Origin of the sequence: Neptunomonas phycophila (assembly GCF_001922575.1) — a bacterium.
Classification (GTDB): domain Bacteria; phylum Pseudomonadota; class Gammaproteobacteria; order Pseudomonadales; family Balneatricaceae; genus Neptunomonas; species Neptunomonas phycophila.
Genome location: NZ_MRCI01000001.1, coordinates 1926305 through 1944266, shown reverse-complemented (window position 1 = coordinate 1944266; position 17962 = coordinate 1926305). Strand labels below are relative to the sequence as shown.

The 17962-nt window shown below is 45.4% G+C and carries 13 protein-coding genes; 4 read left to right on the top strand and 9 right to left on the bottom strand.

The window, feature by feature from the left end:
* Positions 1 to 25 precede the first annotated feature (25 nt).
* Entirely contained in the window at positions 26 to 1876 is a 1851-nt protein-coding gene (iolD, locus tag BS617_RS08875) for a 3D-(3,5/4)-trihydroxycyclohexane-1,2-dione acylhydrolase (decyclizing) (protein WP_075172468.1), read from the bottom strand.
* A gap of 51 nt (positions 1877 to 1927) precedes the next feature.
* Entirely contained in the window at positions 1928 to 3850 is a 1923-nt protein-coding gene (locus tag BS617_RS08870; protein ID WP_075172467.1) for a bifunctional 5-dehydro-2-deoxygluconokinase/5-dehydro-2-deoxyphosphogluconate aldolase, read from the bottom strand.
* Positions 3851 to 4214: 364 nt separating this feature from the next.
* Here BS617_RS08870 and BS617_RS08865 point away from each other — a divergent pair, with 364 nt between their 5' ends.
* Positions 4215 to 5168, top strand: a complete 954-nt coding sequence (locus BS617_RS08865) for a substrate-binding domain-containing protein (protein WP_083609978.1) — start codon at positions 4215 to 4217, stop codon at positions 5166 to 5168.
* Positions 5169 to 5252: 84 nt separating this feature from the next.
* On the opposite strand, the gene iolG is transcribed toward BS617_RS08865, so the two are convergent.
* From iolG to BS617_RS08850, 3 genes are all read right to left on the bottom strand, one after another.
* Positions 5253 to 6263: a bifunctional inositol 2-dehydrogenase/D-chiro-inositol 1-dehydrogenase gene (iolG, locus tag BS617_RS08860; protein WP_075172465.1), complete on the bottom strand. Its 1011-nt coding sequence runs from the start codon at positions 6261 to 6263 to the stop codon at positions 5253 to 5255.
* Positions 6264 to 6343: 80 nt separating this feature from the next.
* Positions 6344 to 7240 carry a sugar phosphate isomerase/epimerase family protein gene (locus BS617_RS08855; protein WP_075172464.1) on the bottom strand — a complete coding sequence of 299 codons (897 nt, stop codon included), beginning with the start codon at positions 7238 to 7240 and terminating at the stop codon, positions 6344 to 6346.
* A 38-nt stretch (positions 7241 to 7278) separates the two neighbouring features.
* A complete protein-coding gene (locus tag BS617_RS08850; protein ID WP_075172463.1) occupies positions 7279 to 8106 on the bottom strand; it encodes a TIM barrel protein in 828 nt (275 codons plus the stop codon).
* Between the two features lie 609 nt (positions 8107 to 8715).
* Between BS617_RS08850 and BS617_RS08845 the strand changes: the two genes are divergently transcribed.
* The 3 genes from BS617_RS08845 to BS617_RS08835 are packed head-to-tail and all read left to right on the top strand — an operon-like array spanning position 8716 to position 12304.
* Complete coding sequence (locus BS617_RS08845) at positions 8716 to 9645, top strand: sugar ABC transporter substrate-binding protein (RefSeq protein ID WP_075172462.1); 930 nt, start codon at positions 8716 to 8718, stop codon at positions 9643 to 9645.
* A 30-nt stretch (positions 9646 to 9675) separates the two neighbouring features.
* On the top strand, positions 9676 to 11223 hold the full coding sequence (locus tag BS617_RS08840) for a sugar ABC transporter ATP-binding protein (protein WP_075172461.1): 1548 nt from the start codon (positions 9676 to 9678) through the stop codon (positions 11221 to 11223).
* Between the two features lie 31 nt (positions 11224 to 11254).
* On the top strand, positions 11255 to 12304 hold the full coding sequence (locus BS617_RS08835; protein WP_075172460.1) for an ABC transporter permease: 1050 nt from the start codon (positions 11255 to 11257) through the stop codon (positions 12302 to 12304).
* A gap of 149 nt (positions 12305 to 12453) precedes the next feature.
* On the opposite strand, the gene BS617_RS08830 is transcribed toward BS617_RS08835, so the two are convergent.
* The 4 genes from BS617_RS08830 to BS617_RS08815 are packed head-to-tail and all read right to left on the bottom strand — an operon-like array spanning position 12454 to position 17961.
* The gene (locus BS617_RS08830; protein ID WP_075172459.1) at positions 12454 to 14064 is read right to left on the bottom strand and encodes an ABC transporter ATP-binding protein; all 1611 of its coding nucleotides are present in this window, start codon (positions 14062 to 14064) and stop codon (positions 12454 to 12456) included.
* Positions 14061 to 15086, bottom strand: coding sequence for an ABC transporter permease (locus tag BS617_RS08825; protein WP_212667418.1), 1026 nt, complete (start codon positions 15084 to 15086; stop codon positions 14061 to 14063). Before BS617_RS08825 ends, BS617_RS08830 begins: the two co-directional genes overlap by 4 nt.
* A 2-nt stretch (positions 15087 to 15088) precedes the next feature.
* Positions 15089 to 16165, bottom strand: coding sequence for a microcin C ABC transporter permease YejB (locus tag BS617_RS08820; RefSeq protein ID WP_075172457.1), 1077 nt, complete (start codon positions 16163 to 16165; stop codon positions 15089 to 15091).
* On the bottom strand, positions 16165 to 17961 hold the full coding sequence (locus BS617_RS08815; RefSeq protein ID WP_075172456.1) for an extracellular solute-binding protein: 1797 nt from the start codon (positions 17959 to 17961) through the stop codon (positions 16165 to 16167). Before BS617_RS08815 ends, BS617_RS08820 begins: the two co-directional genes overlap by 1 nt.
* Between the last annotated feature and the right edge of the window lies 1 nt (position 17962).

The following is a 17962-nucleotide window of genomic DNA, read 5'->3' as shown; positions in this document are numbered from 1 at the left end:
TTATAGTTAGATTGTTCGGTTTACATCACAAATTTTGGAGCTGGCGTGCTTTAAAGCTTTCGTAGCGTTTGCGGGCTTCGTTGACATGATCTCTTTGGGATACTTCAGCAACAGCAACATCCCACCAAGTACCACCGTCTTCCCACTGCGGCGTCACATCAGTATCTAGCGTGATTAAATAGCTGATATCCGATGCTTTCGCACGCTCTAAGGCGGCTTCAAGTTCGCTAATATTGTTGACCTTTTCGGAGCGCGCTCCCAGTGCTGCTGCATGGGCTGCAAAGTCAGTTTTAGGGGCGCCGTTTTCTGTGGTTAAGCAATCATCAAGCAAGTTGTTAAAGCCCGGACCGCCGCACGATTGCTGTAGACGATGAATACATCCATAGCCGCGGTTATCAAGTACAACCATAATGATCTTTTGCCCAAGCATGACGGAGGTGGCAATTTCGGAATTGAGCATTAAATAGGAGCCGTCTCCGACCATCACGAATACTTCGGATTGAGGCTTAGCCATTTTTACACCTAAGCCGCCGGCTAATTCATATCCCATGCATGAATAGCCATATTCCATGTGGTAGCCTTTGTCATATCGTGTGCGCCAGAGCTTTTGTAGTTCGCCAGGTAGGCCGCCAGCTGCACAAACGACAATATCGTTTTCGCCAGCAGCACGGTTAACGGCTCCTACGCATTCAGCATCCGTAGGGAGGTTTGTTCCACGGTCTGTAGTCGCGATATCGACTGATTTCTGCCATTGCGCACGCAACTGTTCCGCTTTCTCAATCCACTGGCCATCAGGGGCCCAATCGTCGAGTGCGTCAGTGAGTTGTGCCAATGTCAGTTTTGCATCACCTACTAAAGGTTGAGCTTTGTGCTTGATGGCATCGAATGAAGCGACGTTTAAACAAATAATTTTGGCATCGGGGTTCAATAATGCTCTAGAGCCGGATGTGAAATCCCCTAAGCGAGTCCCCACGGCGATAATCAGATCGGACTCACTGCATAACGCATTGGTAGAAGCGGCACCTGTCACACCGATACTGCCCATGTTTTGCGAATGATCCCATGGCAAAGCGCCTTTGCCCGCTTGGGTCTCACCCACCGGTAAATGATAAGTGCTCACAAATTGATCAAACTCTTTCAGTGCACCGGAGTAATGCAAGCCGCCCCCAGCAATGACCACTGGCTTTTTCGCCTGCTTGATCATAGTAATGGCGTTTTCTAGCTCTCTGTTGTCAGGTGCTTGACGGCGCAGATGGTGCACTTTTTCGTCAAAAAATGAGGCAGGGTAGTCAAACGCCATTGTCTGAACGTCTTGGGGCATACCCAGTGTCGCTGGGCCACATTCGATGGGGTCTGTGAGTACACGAATAGCTTGTGGCAATGACGTTAACAATTGCTCCGGTCTTGTTATGCGGTCAAAGAAGCGGCTAACAGGTCGGAAACAATCGTTTGATGTGAGTGTTTGGTCATGGAAGTTTTCCACTTGCTGCAAAACAGGATCAGGCATGCGTGTTGCAAATGTATCGCCCGGTAAAAACAAGACAGGTATACGGTTCACATGCGCAACGGCGGCTGCTGTTACCATATTCACGGAGCCAGGGCCTGCGGATGCTGTGCACATCATCATTTGTTGGCGATTCATGGTTTTAGCATAAGCAATGGCTGAGTGTGCCATTGCCTGTTCGTTGTGCGCACGGTAGGTAGGGAGTTCCTCTTTTACGTGATACAGCGCTTCGCCTAAACCGGCGACATTTCCGTGGCCGAAGATTGCCCAGCATCCCGCAAACATGGGTTTAATTTCGCCTTCGATTTCTACTTTTTGAGCCATTAGATAGCGGATTACCGCTTGTGCCATGGTGAGTTTTATTGTTTTCATATCCTTGCCTTGTTAACCGCGCTGTAAATGATTTGGCTTTAGCTGCATAGACTAGCTAGATTGGCTGTTTCGTAGTTTCCAAGTGGCCACTAACTCAAGGTAGTTTTCGACAATAGCGTTGATGAATTGCTCGTCGTTATATTCGCCACCTAACCACTTTCGGCTAGGCTCGCTGAAGATAGTGCGTCCTATAGCAAAGCCTTTGCAGATATCAAACCCTGCGCTATCCATAAATCCTTTCTTAAGCTCTTCAGCGGGAGCATCGAGCCCTAACATTACAACACCACGACAATGAGGAGCCCTGTTTGCAATTAAATCGCTGATTCGCTGCCAGTTGGCTTTTGATTGAGGTGGTAATTTCCACCAGTCAGGACGGACGTTGAGGTTGTAAAAACGCTGCATGGCGTTGATGTATATATCATCATTAATTTCGCTATCTTTTGGCGGAATTAACTCCAGTAATAACTCGTGGCCGGATGCGCAACAGGCATTGTATAGCTCAATAACTTGGCGTTCTTGCTGTGCGCGCATATCGATTTGGTCAGCGGGGTGATAAAACACCAAACATTTAACAATATGCTCACGAGGCCAGTTTTTTAGCCGTGATCCGATGCTGCGTCCACCTTCTAATTCAATAGGGCGGGAGCTTGGAAACTCGACAGGGCGTCCAATCCACCAATCGCGACCCGTAACATCATTCAATGCGGCTTGTCCGTATGTGTCATCACAAAGGACACCCACTTGGCTTGAGCCAATGCGCTGAGAACCGATTTCCGTAGCTTTGACCAATAAACGTTTTAAATCACTAATACGGGCAGGATCGGCACCGACTTCGCGCGCCATGTCGAATAACTGCTTGCGGTGATCAAACGCTAATATGCATAGGTCTTTCCATTCTATGGCCTTTCGCTGGGTAGTCACGCGGTGCAAATAATTGAGTTCGTTGTCTAAATCGGGGCGCGGAATAGACTCAGCTCTAGCGATATAGGCATCTAACTCTTCTGCGCTAGGAATGGCTGGCGCACAGCCGTGTCGGGAAACGACTAAGGCGCCGCATGCATTGGCGTAGGTACAAGATTGCTGATGCGTTTCGTTGCGTAGCCAGCCACGAAGAAAGCCGCTTAAAAATGCATCTCCGGCCCCAAGTACATTGAGCACGTCCACTCGTACACCGGTGAAGACATCAAAGTCACTTTCACTGCTTGGAATATCGTCATCCAAGACGGTGCAGCCCAATGCGCCTAACTTTAACACTATGGTTGCAGGGGTTAGCGAGCGGATAGTTTTAAGTGCTGTAATCGTATCGGTACTGCCACCTGCTATATGAATTTCTTCTTCAGTTCCGACAATCAAATCAAAATCCGGCAGGATACTTTGAAGGTGTTTGCTGATGCTTTCGTTGGAGACAAAGCGTGTTTCACCATCACCTAGGCTTGTTAAGCCCCAAAGTACCGGCCGGTAATCGATATCCAGAACACACTTTGTACCGTGTGCTTTGGCGTATTCTAGTGCAGTTTTACTGGTGGTTAGTGTCTGTTCCGTAGATAGATGGGTGCCTGTTATTAATAGTGCTTTTGAAGAAGCTATAAACTCAGGCGAGAAATCGCTCGAGTCGACGGCCATGTCGGCACAGTCTTTGCGATAAAAAATGAGTGGGAACGTTTCCTGGTCTTTAATCCCTAGAAGTACAAGGCCAGTTAAGCGCTCTTTATCAGTAATAACATGGCTGGTATCAACGCCAGCACGGGCTAACTCTTCGCGAACAAAGCGCCCCATGTGCTCATCACCTACACGAGTGAGCATGGCGCTTTTTAGACCTAGGCGGGCAGTGCCAAAAGCGATGTTCCCTGATGAGCCACCTAAGTATTTTGCAAAACTATTTACATCTTCAAGTCGGCTCCCAATTTGTTCGCCGTAAATATCCACTGCCGCACGACCGAGGCAGATCAGGTCCAGAGTCTTTTCAGTACTCATAATTATTTTTCTCCTGTAACACATGCGAGCATGTGCTGTACTTCGAGTCCCCTCGGCCTGGGCAAAAACAACCCTGCAACAGTGCCGACATTTCATTTCACAAAATAATAGAATAAAAATTCTAAAACAGCAATACGATAGAAAATATTTTCTTTAATTTTTCAAAAATAGAATTTTTGTTTCATTAACAAGCGCTGATAAATTTTTTATGTCGGTGCTAGAGAAAATCAAAAGTTCTTTATCTATACTTGAATAAAAATTCAGCTTTTGTTCATTTTGGCTGGGTTTAGAAAGTGCGCTACGGATGGTGTCGGATTTTTGTCTGGTAGTCGTAGTGCTGTTTAGTTGTAGTTTTTAACCAAGGATGGCTCTTATGCTCCTCAAAAGGTTTTTCGCAGTCGCGTGCTTTGCGCTATTTTTTTCAGTTCCCTCAATCGCTGCTCAAATAAAATTGGGTGTATCCATACCGTCGTTTGAAGATAGATGGCTTACGATTTTACGCAATGCTATGCAAAATCATGCACAAAATTCTGATATTGAACTGGTTTTTATGAATGCAGAAAACCAAGTGGATATGCAGTTCTCGCATGTAGAGGCATTTATCGCTGACGGGGTAGATGGCTTAATCGTTATTCCTGTAAACACGGATGCCACTGTTCAAATAAGTGATGATGCATCAAAAGCGGTTACCCCTTTGGTTTTCTTAAACCGAATGCCAATTAATGTGGACTCGTTGCCGAGTCTGCAACGGGTCGTTTTACCTGATGAGCAAGAATCAGGTGAGCTGCAAGCTAATCAGGTATGTAAAGTCTTAGGTGGGCAAGGGGCTATTGGGATCATAACGGGTGATATTTCCTCGGCTTCGGCGCTAATGCGCACTAAGGATATCCATGATGTTATTTCTATCCGTCCCTGTAATCAGTTAATCCTAAGAGCAGAGCAAGAGTCTGATTGGACAAGGGAAGGGGGTTATCAAGTAATGAAAGGCTGGCTGGAGTCTGGTATAGAACTAGACGGAGTGGTCGCTAATAATGATGAAATGGCTTTAGGGGCTATTCAGGCGCTAAAAGAGGCACAAGTGCCCATGGAAAGTATCGTGGTAGCTGGGATAGATGCTACACCCGCTGCATTAGCCTCGATGCAAAAAAATGAACTGGATATATCGGTCTATCAGGATGCCAACGCCCAAGCCGCAACAGCGATTCAAGTGGTAATGGATTTGTTGCTTACAAAGATAGACCCCGGAGGTTCTATTGTTACGTGGATTCCATTTAAGTTGGTCGTACCCAGTAATTTGGGGGAGTTTACCAGCCAATAGAGTGTCGAGCTCTTGGCCTGTATTTAACACGCCCTCGCTTTCAAACCTGTTATAGGCAAGGGCGTCTTTGTTCTATTTATTGGTTCAACGGTAGAACGCCGGTTGTTCAGGCATGGTTATCGGTTCTATTTGTTGGCTTTGCTGTGCTTTGACGCACGCATCGCTGGCGACAGAGGCTGCCATTCCATCCCAAGCGGATGGCCCGGTCAGTTTGTCATTAGCGATGCCGTTAATGAACGCTTGTAGCTCTACATCATAGGCCGCTATGAAGCGATCCTTCCAGTCCATTAAAATATCATTAGAGAGTTTGGCCTCTTTGCGCAGTAACAGGCTTTGTGGCTCAGGCAAGTTTGCGATGCCTTCTTCGCCCACTACAGAGCATTGAATGTCGTATCCATATTGGCAGTTTACAAATACTTCGACATCGATTCGGACGCCTTTTTTAGTTTCTAATAAGACGATCTGCGGGTCAGCCAGTGCGCTGTGCGCGTATTTGGTCTTGCGAGGGAATACAACTTGGGCTGAGACAAACTCGTCATTTAATAACCAGCGAAGTACATCTAATTCATGGATCAGCGTGTCATGAATAGCCATTGGGGTGTGGTAAGTGTCCGGTACGCTTGGGTTGCGATGTGCGCAATGAACTATTAATGGTTCGCCAATTAGGCCTGAGTCGATCGCATTTTTTAGCTGTAAGTAACCCGAATCATAAGGGCGCATAAACCCAACTTGCACAAGGCGTTTTTGAGCCTGCATTTCGGCCTCAATTATATTTCGACAACCCTGTGCGCTGGTGGCAAGCGGTTTCTCACAAAACACATATTTACCGGCGTTTATAGCGGCCACAACAAAATCTTCGTGTGTGGGGCCCCATGAGGTAACTAATACTGCATCGACGCCGTCATCATGGATTAAATCATGGCCGCTATTGTGAATGGTAGCGCTCAAGCCCAGTTCATCAACAAGACTTTGAGCTTGGCTAATATTTACATCATTAACCGCTACTATTTTGCCGCCGATCAGCGTTTTGGAAATGCGCCGGGCATGGTCAGCACCAATGGCACCTGTGCCGATAACACCAATATTAATTGTCATAAGTGGTTCTCTTTATTTTTATGAGGAAAAAGCCTCGTCGCCGTGGAGGTGTGTCGAGGCAGGTAATTGGTTGTGTGCTCTTATTTCCAGTATTTATCTACGTAGGTTTGTATTTCGTCTCGCATGAAGCGTGATGAGTCTTCTGCGCGTTCTTCCCAGGCAAAAACACAGCTGGATAACACGCCATCAAAGCCAATTTCGCTGAGAGTTTTAAAAAAGGTATCCCAATTAATTTCGCCTTCACCCATATCTAAGTGTTGATGGACGCGCGCTGTCGATCCTGGTGGGTTAACAATATATCTAAGTTGGGACGAAGCTTTGTGGTTGAATGTATCCGCAACGCGAGCATGAACTAGCTCACCTTGGGTCATACGAATGGTCTCTGCTAAGTCATCACCATAGTAAAAAGTATGCGGCGCAATATACGAGGCTTTAACCGAGGTGGAGTTGATTGTGCGGATAATATCTATGGCTGGTTCCATTGTCTCAACCCAGTCTTCAGGGTGAGGCTCTATGCTTAAAACCAGACCTTCGCGCTCCAGGATAGGTACTAGCTCATCCATTGAGCGCCAAAAGGCATGTTCACACGCTTCAGCGCTATGAATGCCAAGAGTATCGTTTAGTGATCGCTCAGGAGAGCCGCCGCGGCCAAACTCGGAAATTAGCAAAGGGGAGTCTAGCTCTACCGCTATTTCGATCGTTCGTTTCCAATTGTCTATTGCCATTTTACGCTCGTCTTCAAATGGGCTTGACCAGCGATACATAGGCTGCAATGTTGAAACCGTTAATTCATGATCTTTCAATGCTTTTTTAAAAGCGTTTAAGCGCTCAGGGTAAACGCGTGGACGGGTCCACCATTGTAGAAAATCAGCTCGGGGCGATAGTTCTATATGATCGTATCCCATCTCTTTTGTGGCTTTGCATAACTCACTGAGTGATAAGTGACGATGCATATAAGGGTCAAGTGCGATTTGCATAGTTACCTCTCCTTCTTATTGTTGGTCTGACTAAAGCGTTATCTGTTGAGAGCGCCGTTTAGGTAGCGAATGCTATCGAGGACAGCGGTGGCAGGGTCATTCAGCCCCCAAACCTGTTCAGAAAAAGGCTCGAAAGAGACTGGACCGTTAAAGCCAGTTTTATGGAGTTGTTGTAACTGCTCAACATTTCCAAGACGGTCTTTAGGGCCTACTAGTAATCTATGGCTGTCTAGCATGTCATCAAAAGAAACGTCTTGATCTTCAAGCCCCGAGATATGAACCAGCCCTGTATGGTCAGGGAAATAGTCATCCTCGCCAGCTCCTCGATGATGGAAAGTGTCATGCACTAGCTTAAAGCGACTGCTTTGGCCTATAGCTTCTATGGCCTCAACGGCCTCGCGTTTTGTGCGCAAAGATGAAATGGGGAAGCCAAGCGGTTCAATAAAACCTATCAGGTTGTGGTCTTCTAAAATTGGCGTGATGGCTAGTAGCGCCTCTTTCAACATGTCAAAACGTTGCGGCGTTGCTTGTGTGTAAGATCCGTCATTTAAGGGACACATGACCAGGCCAACAGCGTCACAGGCTTGTGCAACCTTGGCCATTTCTACTGCTTGGGCAGCCCGATCAGAATTCCAGATGTTAAAAGGGTACAGAGCGTTAATGCTGAGAACGGTAATTCCGAGTGATTTTGCTTGCTCTCCAGCTGCTTTAGCAGTGGCGAAGTTAGTTAGGCTATTGGTGCCGATATCGTTACGAAACTCGACGGTTTCTACTCCTAATTGATGTGCGGTTTCAATAAGTTGTTGAATAGTTAATGACGGGCAAACCATATGGTTTAAGCCGTAGCGTGGAGACACTATAGACATCGTTTTTTCCTGCGGTGGTGATTACGCCTTGTCGCTTATAAAAAGTAAGGCGTTAATCTGCTTTGTTAGAGTTATTGTGTGGGCTGATAGTAGTTTTCTAAAATGAAACCAGTCAACGAAACCTTTCTTTTTTTGATGAGATAACATCAAAAAATATCATTCTCTGTGAATTTAGAATTATTTGATGTTTTTATCGCAATAGAACAAATAAAAAATGGAATATTCTACTTTTTCTTGTTGGTGGTATTTTTTTGCCAAGGATCCGCTTAAAAAATGTACTTAATTTATCGGTTTTAGTGGCAGTGATCTAAAATTAAGGGGCTTTACCCAATTAAGGGCGAGGAAGTATCTGCTAAACAGGCAGCCTGACTCTTTGCTGACCTTCTATTTAACAATTTAGGGTTGACAAAAGCCCCTAATCGGTTCAAATTGGAATATATGTTCTAACTCATGAATTTATTGGAATGAATGTATTGGGTTTTGAATATATAAAGAGCCACTGTTGCAGTCACTTGCTTCTAAGGATCTCTTGTAAGCGGGACATGCTTCTCCGGTTCTAATAATAAAAAGATAGGTGCAACCGGGCATCTAAAAGAGGATAAAAATAAGATGAAAAAACTAGCTCTTACTGCATTAGCTACGGCAATTATCTCTACTTCTGTGTCAGCGGCTGATTTAAAAGTCGGTGTTTCAATGGCATTGTTTGATGATAATTTTTTAACCGCTCTTCGTAACGGCATTGAAGATGCAGCTGAAAAGCAGAACGTTGATGTTCAGATCGAAGATGGCAAAAACGAAGTCGGCACTCAGCTTAACCAGATTCAAAATTTTATCGCTTCTGGCGTTGACGCCATCATTGTGAACCCCGTTGATACAGACGCTACGGTTTCTATGAGTAGTGACGCAGAGGCCGCTGGTATTCCTTTAATTTATGTAAACCGCCAACCTATCAATATCGATATGCTGCCGGATAACCAAGCATTTGTTGCGTCAAACGAAGTTGACTCAGGCACTTTCCAAACCCAAGAGGTCTGTCGCTTGCTAGGCGGTAAGGGCAAGGTTGTCGTGATGATGGGCGAGCTATCTAACCAAGCAGCTTTGCAACGTACAAAAGATATCCATGATGTGATTGAAACTGAAGAATGTTCCGGCATGGAAATTGTTGCAGAGCAAACAGCTGAGTGGTCTCGTGTAGAAGGTAATGATTTGATGACCAACTGGTTATCAGCGGGCCTTGAGTTTGATGCAGTAATTTCCAATAACGACGAAATGGCAATTGGTGCGATTCAGGCACTTAAAGCATCCGGTCGCTCTATGGATAGCGTTGTTGTTGCGGGTATTGATGCAACACCTGACGCTCTAGCTGCTATGAAAGCCGGTGACTTAGATGTAACGGTTTATCAAAGTGCTGTCGGTCAAGGTTCTGGTGCTTTAGAGGCGGCTGTTAAGCTTGCTCAAGGTGAAGATGTTGATCAGAAAGTTTGGGTTCCATTTGAGCTAGTCACACCAGCTAATCTTGAAGAGTACCTCAACAAGTAAATAACAATAATAAAATGGAGGGATTGCGTTATGACTAGCGCATCAGTAGTGGGATTGGTGTCTGAAAGCAGCGCAATTCCTGCATCATCACAGTCTGAATATGTTCTAGAAGTGGTTAATGTCCGAAAAGAGTTTCCGGGTGTTGTAGCTTTAGATGATGTTCAGCTGAAAGTTCGTCCAGGCACAGTGCATGCTCTGATGGGTGAAAATGGTGCCGGTAAGTCTACCTTGATGAAAATTATTGCCGGCATTTATCAGCCAGATCAAGGTGAAGTGCGCTTGCATGGTAAGCCACTTAAATTAGAAACCCCGTTAATGGCGCAAGAAGCAGGGATAGCCATGATTCATCAAGAACTTCTTCTTATGAATCAAATGACAGTAGCAGAAAATATATGGATACGTCGTGAGCCAAAAAATTCGTTTGGTTTAGTGGACCACGATGAAATGAACCGCATGACACTTGAGTTGTTTGAGCGGTTGAATATCCAGATTGATCCTGAAGTTGAAATTGGTGAGCTGACAGTTGCAAACCGCCAAATGGTCGAAATTGCAAAAGCAGTGTCTTTTAATTCGGATGTACTCATTATGGACGAGCCGACATCTGCAATTACTGAAACTGAGGTCGCCCATCTTTTTGAGATTATTCGGGGTCTTCGTGAGCGTGGAATAGGGATCGTTTATATCACACACAAAATGAATGAGCTGTTCGAGATTGCTGATGAGTTTTCAGTTTTTCGTGATGGGCAATATATAGCGACTCATTTATCAACTGATGTAACACGTGACGATATTATCAGAATGATGGTAGGTCGAGATGTGACTCAGATGTTTCCTAAAGAAGAAGTCGAAATAGGAGATGTTGTTTTATCCGTAAAAGACTTAACACTAGACGGTGTGTTTTCTGATATTTCGTTTGATGTCCGCGCGGGAGAAATCCTAGGCTTTGCAGGCCTTGTTGGCTCGGGGCGCTCAAACGTGGCAGAGGCGCTTTTTGGTGTTACGCCAGCGGATAGGGGAAGCATTTCCATTTTGGGTGAGGAGGTGAAAATTGCTAATCCTCACGATGCCATTTTGCAAGGAATGGCTTTTCTTACTGAGGACCGCAAAGAAACGGGGTGTTTTCTTCCTTTGGATATACAAGAGAATGTCCAATCAGCCGTGCTCCATGAAAATTTCGTTAACGGTGGTTTTGTTTCCGAAGCGGAGTTGGCTGTTAAAAGTGAGGAAATGTGCAAAAAATTGCGCGTTAAAACACCGAACATGGAAGAGACTATTGAAAACCTTTCTGGTGGTAACCAGCAAAAAGTACTGATTGCGCGCTGGTTGCTGACTCACCCTCGCATACTGATTTTAGATGAGCCTACCCGCGGTATTGATGTGGGTGCTAAAGCTGAAATCCATACACTTATTACACAGTTAGCCCATAAAGGGGTAGCCGTAATCATGATCTCATCTGAGCTGCCCGAAGTGCTAGGGATGAGTGACCGGGTGCTTGTTATGCATGATGGACGCATAACAGGCATTGTCGATAGGGAACAGGCTGATCAGGTAACTATTATGAACCTGGCTGCTCAATAATCCGCCTTATAAGAAATATAACGAGGTTAACATGACTACAACAACAAGCAGCCCTTCGATGGCAGGTAACGAGCCGCAGGCACCAAAAGCAACAAAAAAGAAGTTGCCCGCAGAGGTTAGTATCTTTTTGGTTTTGGTGGGTATTTCTGTTCTGTTTGAAGTGCTAGGTTGGTTTTTGGTTGGGCAAAGCTTTTTGGCCAACATGAGCCGTTTACAAATTATTATTCTACAGGTGTCGGTGATCGGGATCATCGCAGTTGGTGTAACACAAGTCATTATCACTGGGGGTATCGATCTATCATCGGGCTCTGTGGTAGCCATGTCGGCGATGATTGCCGCTACTTTCGCTCAAAGTAGTGACTGGCCAAAGATCATTCATCCATCCTTGGTGGACTTGCCGTTTATTGTTCCTATTGTGGTAGGTTTGCTGATCGGTGCGCTTGCAGGCTTTATTAATGGTTGGTTGATCACGAAAACGAAGATTCCACCCTTTATTGCAACCTTGGGTATGATGGTATCGGCACGTGGTGTAGCGCGTTGGTACACAGATGGCAGCCCTGTATCTGGCTTTACCGATAGTTTCGCAATGTTAGGTAATGGTTTAGATCGCTGGATGCCTGTTGTTGTTTTCCTTTTTGTAGCCGCTTTTTTTCATGTTGTTATGCGTTACACCCGCTTTGGTAAGTTTACGTATGCGATTGGCGCTAACCCACAGGCTGCTCGTGTTTCGGGTATTAATATCGATGCGCATCTAATTAAAGTTTATATGATAGCAGGTTTACTCGCAGGCTTAGCGGCGATGGTTGCCATTGCTCGTATCAAAACCGCACAGGCCGGTATGGGGCTAATGTATGAATTGGATGCGATTGCCGCCGCTGTTATCGGTGGGGTCTCATTGTCAGGTGGACGTGGACGCATTACCGGTACAGTGATTGGAGCCTTGATATTAGGGGTTATGTTATCTGGTTTCACGTTCTTACGTATTGATGCTTACTATCAAGATATCATTAAAGGTGCAATTATCGTGGCTGCGGTTGTAGTTGATATGCATCGTCAAAACAAACGTAAGAAAACAACTTGATGTCTTTGGCGATGCTTTGCACGCAATGATAGATACTTAATGAAACAACATATGAAAACCGGCTTTATAGCCGGTTTTTTATTGCGTGTATGTTGGTCATTTCAATAAACAAGTGAAGATTGTCGAACCTAAGGGAGGCTTAACCGCGGTTAAGTGAGTGCGGCGGCTAACAGTTGTTGGGTGTAGGCCTGTTGTGGTTGCGTGAAGATGTTATGGGCACTTCCTTGTTCAATAACTTTGCCTTGCTGCATGACCATAACTTGATGGCTCATGGCACGTACAACAGTAAGGTCGTGGCTAATAAAGATATAGCTGAGGTCGTATTTAGCTTGTAAAGAGCGAAGTAGGTCCACAATTTGAACTTGCACGGTACGGTCTAAAGCTGACGTGGGTTCATCCAGAATAATGATTTCAGGCTTGAGAATTAACGCGCGAGCTATGGCTATACGTTGGCGTTGACCGCCAGAAAACTCATGGGGATATCGGCAGTGGACATCATAATCTAGCCCCACTTCCGATAAAGCGTTAGCAATCTTTGATTCACGTTCTTGAGGCGAGCAGATGCCGTGGATATCTAACCCCTCTGCAATACACTCACCTACTGTCATGCGTGGGCTAAGGCTTCCGTACGGATCTTGGAACACGACTTGTAGGTGTCGACGCATAGGCTTAATCTGTTTTTGATTTAAGCAGTCAATAGGGCGTTGGTGAAACTTAATAGATCCTTTGCTGCTGATGAGTCTAAGTAGAGCCATCCCTAAGGTTGTTTTCCCCGAGCCTGACTCGCCGACAATACCTAATGTCTCACCTTTGCGGACGTGCAGTGATACGTCATTAACTGCTTTAATGTAACTATTTGTACGCCCAAAAAAGCCGGTTTTAATTGGAAACCATACCCGTAGATTGGTCGTTTCTAATACTGTGGGAGCATCTTCATCGACTGGCGCAGGAGCACCTTTGGGATCAGCATTGAGTAATGTTTGGGTGTATGTGTTTTTGGGGGAAGAAAACACGCCGTCAACAGGGCCTGTTTCAACCACTTTTCCCTGATACATCACGCACACGTTGTGAGCGTAATGCTTCACTATGTTGAGATCGTGTGTGATTAGCAAAATTGCCATACCCAGCTTTTCTTGTAGCTCTTTTAGTAGCTCAAGAATTTGCTTTTGCACGGTGACGTCTAGTGCTGTGGTTGGCTCGTCTGCGATAAGTAGTTCGGGTTCATTGGCTAGCGCCATCGCGATCATGACGCGCTGGCGTTGACCGCCAGATAACTCATGAGGATAGCTTTTTAGTCGCGATTCTGGGTCACGAATGCCAACCAGTGACAGTAGTTCAATAATACGCTCTCTAACCTGTGTGGCATTGAGAGGTTTATGAAGAGTGATGCTTTCGCCAATCTGCTTTTCTATTCGATGTAACGGATTCAGCGAGGTCATCGGCTCCTGAAAGATATAGCTAACTTTGCCACCGCGAAGTTGGCGCAACGTAGATTCCGTAGCGCTTAAAATATCAATGCCGTTAAACCGAATACGTCCAGAAGGGTGGGATGCTTTGGGGTAGGCAAGAAGTCTCATGATCGATAAAGCGGTAACAGACTTTCCTGAACCAGATTCTCCAACTAACGCGGTTGTTTTTCCGGGCTCTATCGTAAAACTAACAGACTGGACTGCATCTACGGTTTTCTCGCCCTGAGTAAAGCGAACGCTCAGGTCTTCGACTTCCACTAGAGGTCGTTGGTTGTCAGTTATCTGAGTCATGATAGGGTCTTCCTTGGATCAAACGCGTCTCGGACGGCTTCGCCGATAAATATAAGCAGAGTGAGCATGATCGATAAAACCACAAAGGCGGTTATGCCAAGCCAAGGAGCTTGTAAGTTATCTTTACCTTGAGCGATTAGCTCACCCAATGACGCTGAGCCAGGAGGTAGTCCAAAGCCTAGGAAGTCCAGTGCGGTTAATGTCACGATGCCGCTATTAAAAATAAATGGCATGAAAGTTAATGTAGCAACCATGGCGTTAGGTAAAATATGCTTGAACATAATGGTCGAATTGGACGCTCCTAACGCTCTTGCGGCTCTCACGTACTCTAAGTTTCGGCCACGTAAAAACTCTGCACGCACAATATCAACTAAATTCATCCACGAAAAAAGCAGCATAATGCCCAGTAGCCACCAAAAGTTAGGTTCGACCAAACTGGCTAAAATTATTAAGAGGAAAAGTACCGGTAAGCCAGACCAGATTTCGATAAAACGCTGAAAGAATAGATCAACCTTACCACCATAATAGCCCTGAACAGCACCCGCTATTACGCCAATGGCAGAGCTGACTATGGTTAGAACCAGTGCGAAAAGTACTGATATCCGAAACCCATATATCACCCGAGCAAGCACATCGCGGCCTTGATCATCTGTACCTAGCCAGTTTTCGCTGGTTGGAGGTGAGGGAGCAGGGACGCTAAGGTCATAATTAATGGTTCGATAGTTATAGCGGATCAATGGCCAGACTATCCATCCCTGGCCTTCTTGTGTGATTAGGTCTTGAATGTAGGGGTCTTTGTAATCGGCCGGAGATTCGAAGTCTCCACCGAACTGAGTTTCATAATAATCGTACAAGACAGGGACATAAAGCTCGTCTTTGTATTTCAGTAGAAGCGGTTTATCGTTGGCCACAAGTTCTGCACCCAACGCAAATATAAACAGCGCGAGAAAGATCCACAGTGACCAGTAGCCCCGTTTATTGGCCTTGAAATTGGCTAAACGACGTTGGTTGATCGGGCTCATGGTTATGACTCCCGACTTTCAAAATCAATACGTGGATCCACGGCAACATAAGTCAGGTCACTTATTAACTTCATGATTAGACCTATCAGCGTAAAAATATATAAGGTGCCAAAAATGACGGGGTAGTCACGATTGATGACGGCTTCGTAGCCTAACAACCCTAGGCCATCAAGCGAAAAAATAACTTCTATCAGCATAGAGCCGGTAAAAAATATGCCAATCAAAGCGGCAGGCATCCCAGCAATAATAAGCAGCATGGCATTCCTAAAGACATGCCCATAAAGTACTTTATCTTCTGATAAACCTTTGGCTCGTGCCGTTAGGACGTATTGCTTGTTAATTTCGTCTAAAAAAGAGTTTTTAGTCAACATGGTTAGCGTCGCAAAACTGCCAACAACTGAAGCTAAAACAGGTAATGATATATGCCAAAAGTAGTCTGCTATTTTGCCCCCAAATGTTAACTCATCAAAGTTGGGGGATGTTAAGCCTCGCAGCGGAAACCAGTCTAAATAACTGCCACCAGCGAATAGTACGATAAGCAGAATAGCGAAAAGAAAATTGGGGATTGCGTAGCCGATAATAATGACACTGCTGCTCCAGACATCAAATGGCGTACCATCTTTGACCGCTTTGCGTATACCAAGCGGAACAGAAATCAAATAGGTGATAAGCGTGGTCCATAAGCCTAACGAAAGCGATACAGGCAGTTTCTCGATTATTAAATCGGTGACGGGTTTGTCACTATAGAAGCTTTTACCAAAATCAAAAGTGAGGTAATTGCCCAGCATATGGAAGTAACGTTCCCACGCGGGTTTGTCAAAGCCGTATAGTGCTTCGATCTCTTTGACAAGTCTCTCATCAAGTCCTCGTCCGGCGCGGTAGCCACTTTCACCGCCAGAAGCCATATCGCCAGAAGCAGAGCTGCCGGGAATGGCGGAATTAGCCATCCCTTCCATATGGGCGAGCGTTTGTTCTACCGGGCCTCCGGGGGCGGCCTGTATGATGATGAAATTGATCGTCAGTATGCCTATCAACGTTGGAATAATGAGGATCAAGCGCCGTAAAATATAGGCTGTCATTACTTCGTTGGTTCCTTAACCCACCAGGTATCAAAGCCTATGTCATATAACGGTCGAGTTTTTGGCATGCCAAAGAAAGGTTTATAAGCGATGCGGTAACTAGTGCTGTGGAATTGGGGGATCACATAGTAATTCCATTGCAGTACTCTATCTAGTGCACGGGTGCGGTAGACTAGCTCTTGGCGGCTAGGAGCTTCTATGATTTTTTCAATTAACGCATCAATCACTGGGTTTTTAATACCAATGATGTTTCGGCTGCCTTTCATGTCCGCGTTATAAGACCCCCAGAACTCTCGTTGCTCGTTGCCGGGTGATGACGATTGTCCAAATGAACTGACGACCATGTCAAAATCGAAGTCGCGAAGGCGGTTGATGTATTGAGACACGTCAACAATACGGATGTTGGCTTCGATACCCATCTGTTTGAGGTTTTTAAGCATTGGCGCCACAATACGTTCAAATTCTTTTTGCACTAGCAATATTTCAAACGTAAATGCTTGTCCGGTTTCTTTGTTGAGAAGCTTGCCGTTCTTTAACTCCCATCCTGCAGACTTGAGCAAGCGCAGAGCGGTGCGTAACTCTCGACGGTTGTTGCCCGAGCCATCATATACCGGTGCTTTAAATACATCGGTAAAGACTTCGGAAGGTAACTGATCTTTAAATGGCTCTAGAAGGGCAGTCTCTTGCGGAGTTATGGGCTGTTCTGCTGCCATTTCTGAGTTGGAAAAATAGCTGTTAGTACGTGCATACGCGCTGTAAAAAAGATTTTTATTTGTCCATTCAAAGTCGAATGCATAGCTTAACGCTTTACGTACATCGGGGTTGCTAAAAATATCACGGCGCGTATTGAATACAAATGCCTGCATCCCCGTAGGGCGGCTGTGAGGTATTTCGGCTTTAATAATTTGCCCGTTATCAAACATGGGGCCAACGTAACTAGTTGCCCAGTTTTTAGAGGAGGTTTCTTGGCGAAAATCATATTCACCGGCTTTGAAGGCTTCTAAAGAAACCGTGGTATCGCGATAATAATCGTAGGTAATGAAGTCGAAATTATAGCGGCCTTTATTGACCGGGATGTCTGCACCCCAGTAATTCGGGTTACGCTTGTAAGTAATAGACCGGCCGGCTTCATAGCTATCTAGCATATACGGGCCAGAACCCACAGGTTTGTCTAATGTAGGCGCATTAAAGTCTTTGTCCTTCCAATAATGTTCCGGCAGTACAGGTAGCTGACCAATAATGAGCGGTAATTCAGCATTTTTAGTGCTCTTAAATTCAAATCGGATCGTATGCTCATCAACGATAACCACGTCTTTTACATCACCGTAGTATATACGATAAACCGGACTACCTTCGGTGGTAAGAGTCTTAAAGGTAAAGGCTACATCGTTTGCAGTAACCGGCTCGCCGTCCGAAAATTTAGCGTTTTTATTGAGTACGAACGTAACGCTGCTGTTATCGTCAGCGACATCGATAGTTTTTGCGATGAGCCCGTATTCAGAAAAAGGCTCATCGGTAGATTGCGAGGTAAGGGTGTCATAAATAAGCCCTAAGCCGTCAGCGGGAGTCCCCTTAATAATAAAGCTATTAAAACTATCAAATGTCCCCAATGCCCATTGCTTCACTGAGCCCCCTTTAGGGGCGTCAGGGTTTGTGTAGTCAAAATGGGTAAAGTCACTTGAGTACTTTAAGTCGCCATGCATGGCGATACCATGGGAAGGAGCGGCAAGAGTAAATGAGGAATAGCAAACCAACCCAGCTACAACAATTAACTTTTTCAATGAATACGACGGCATA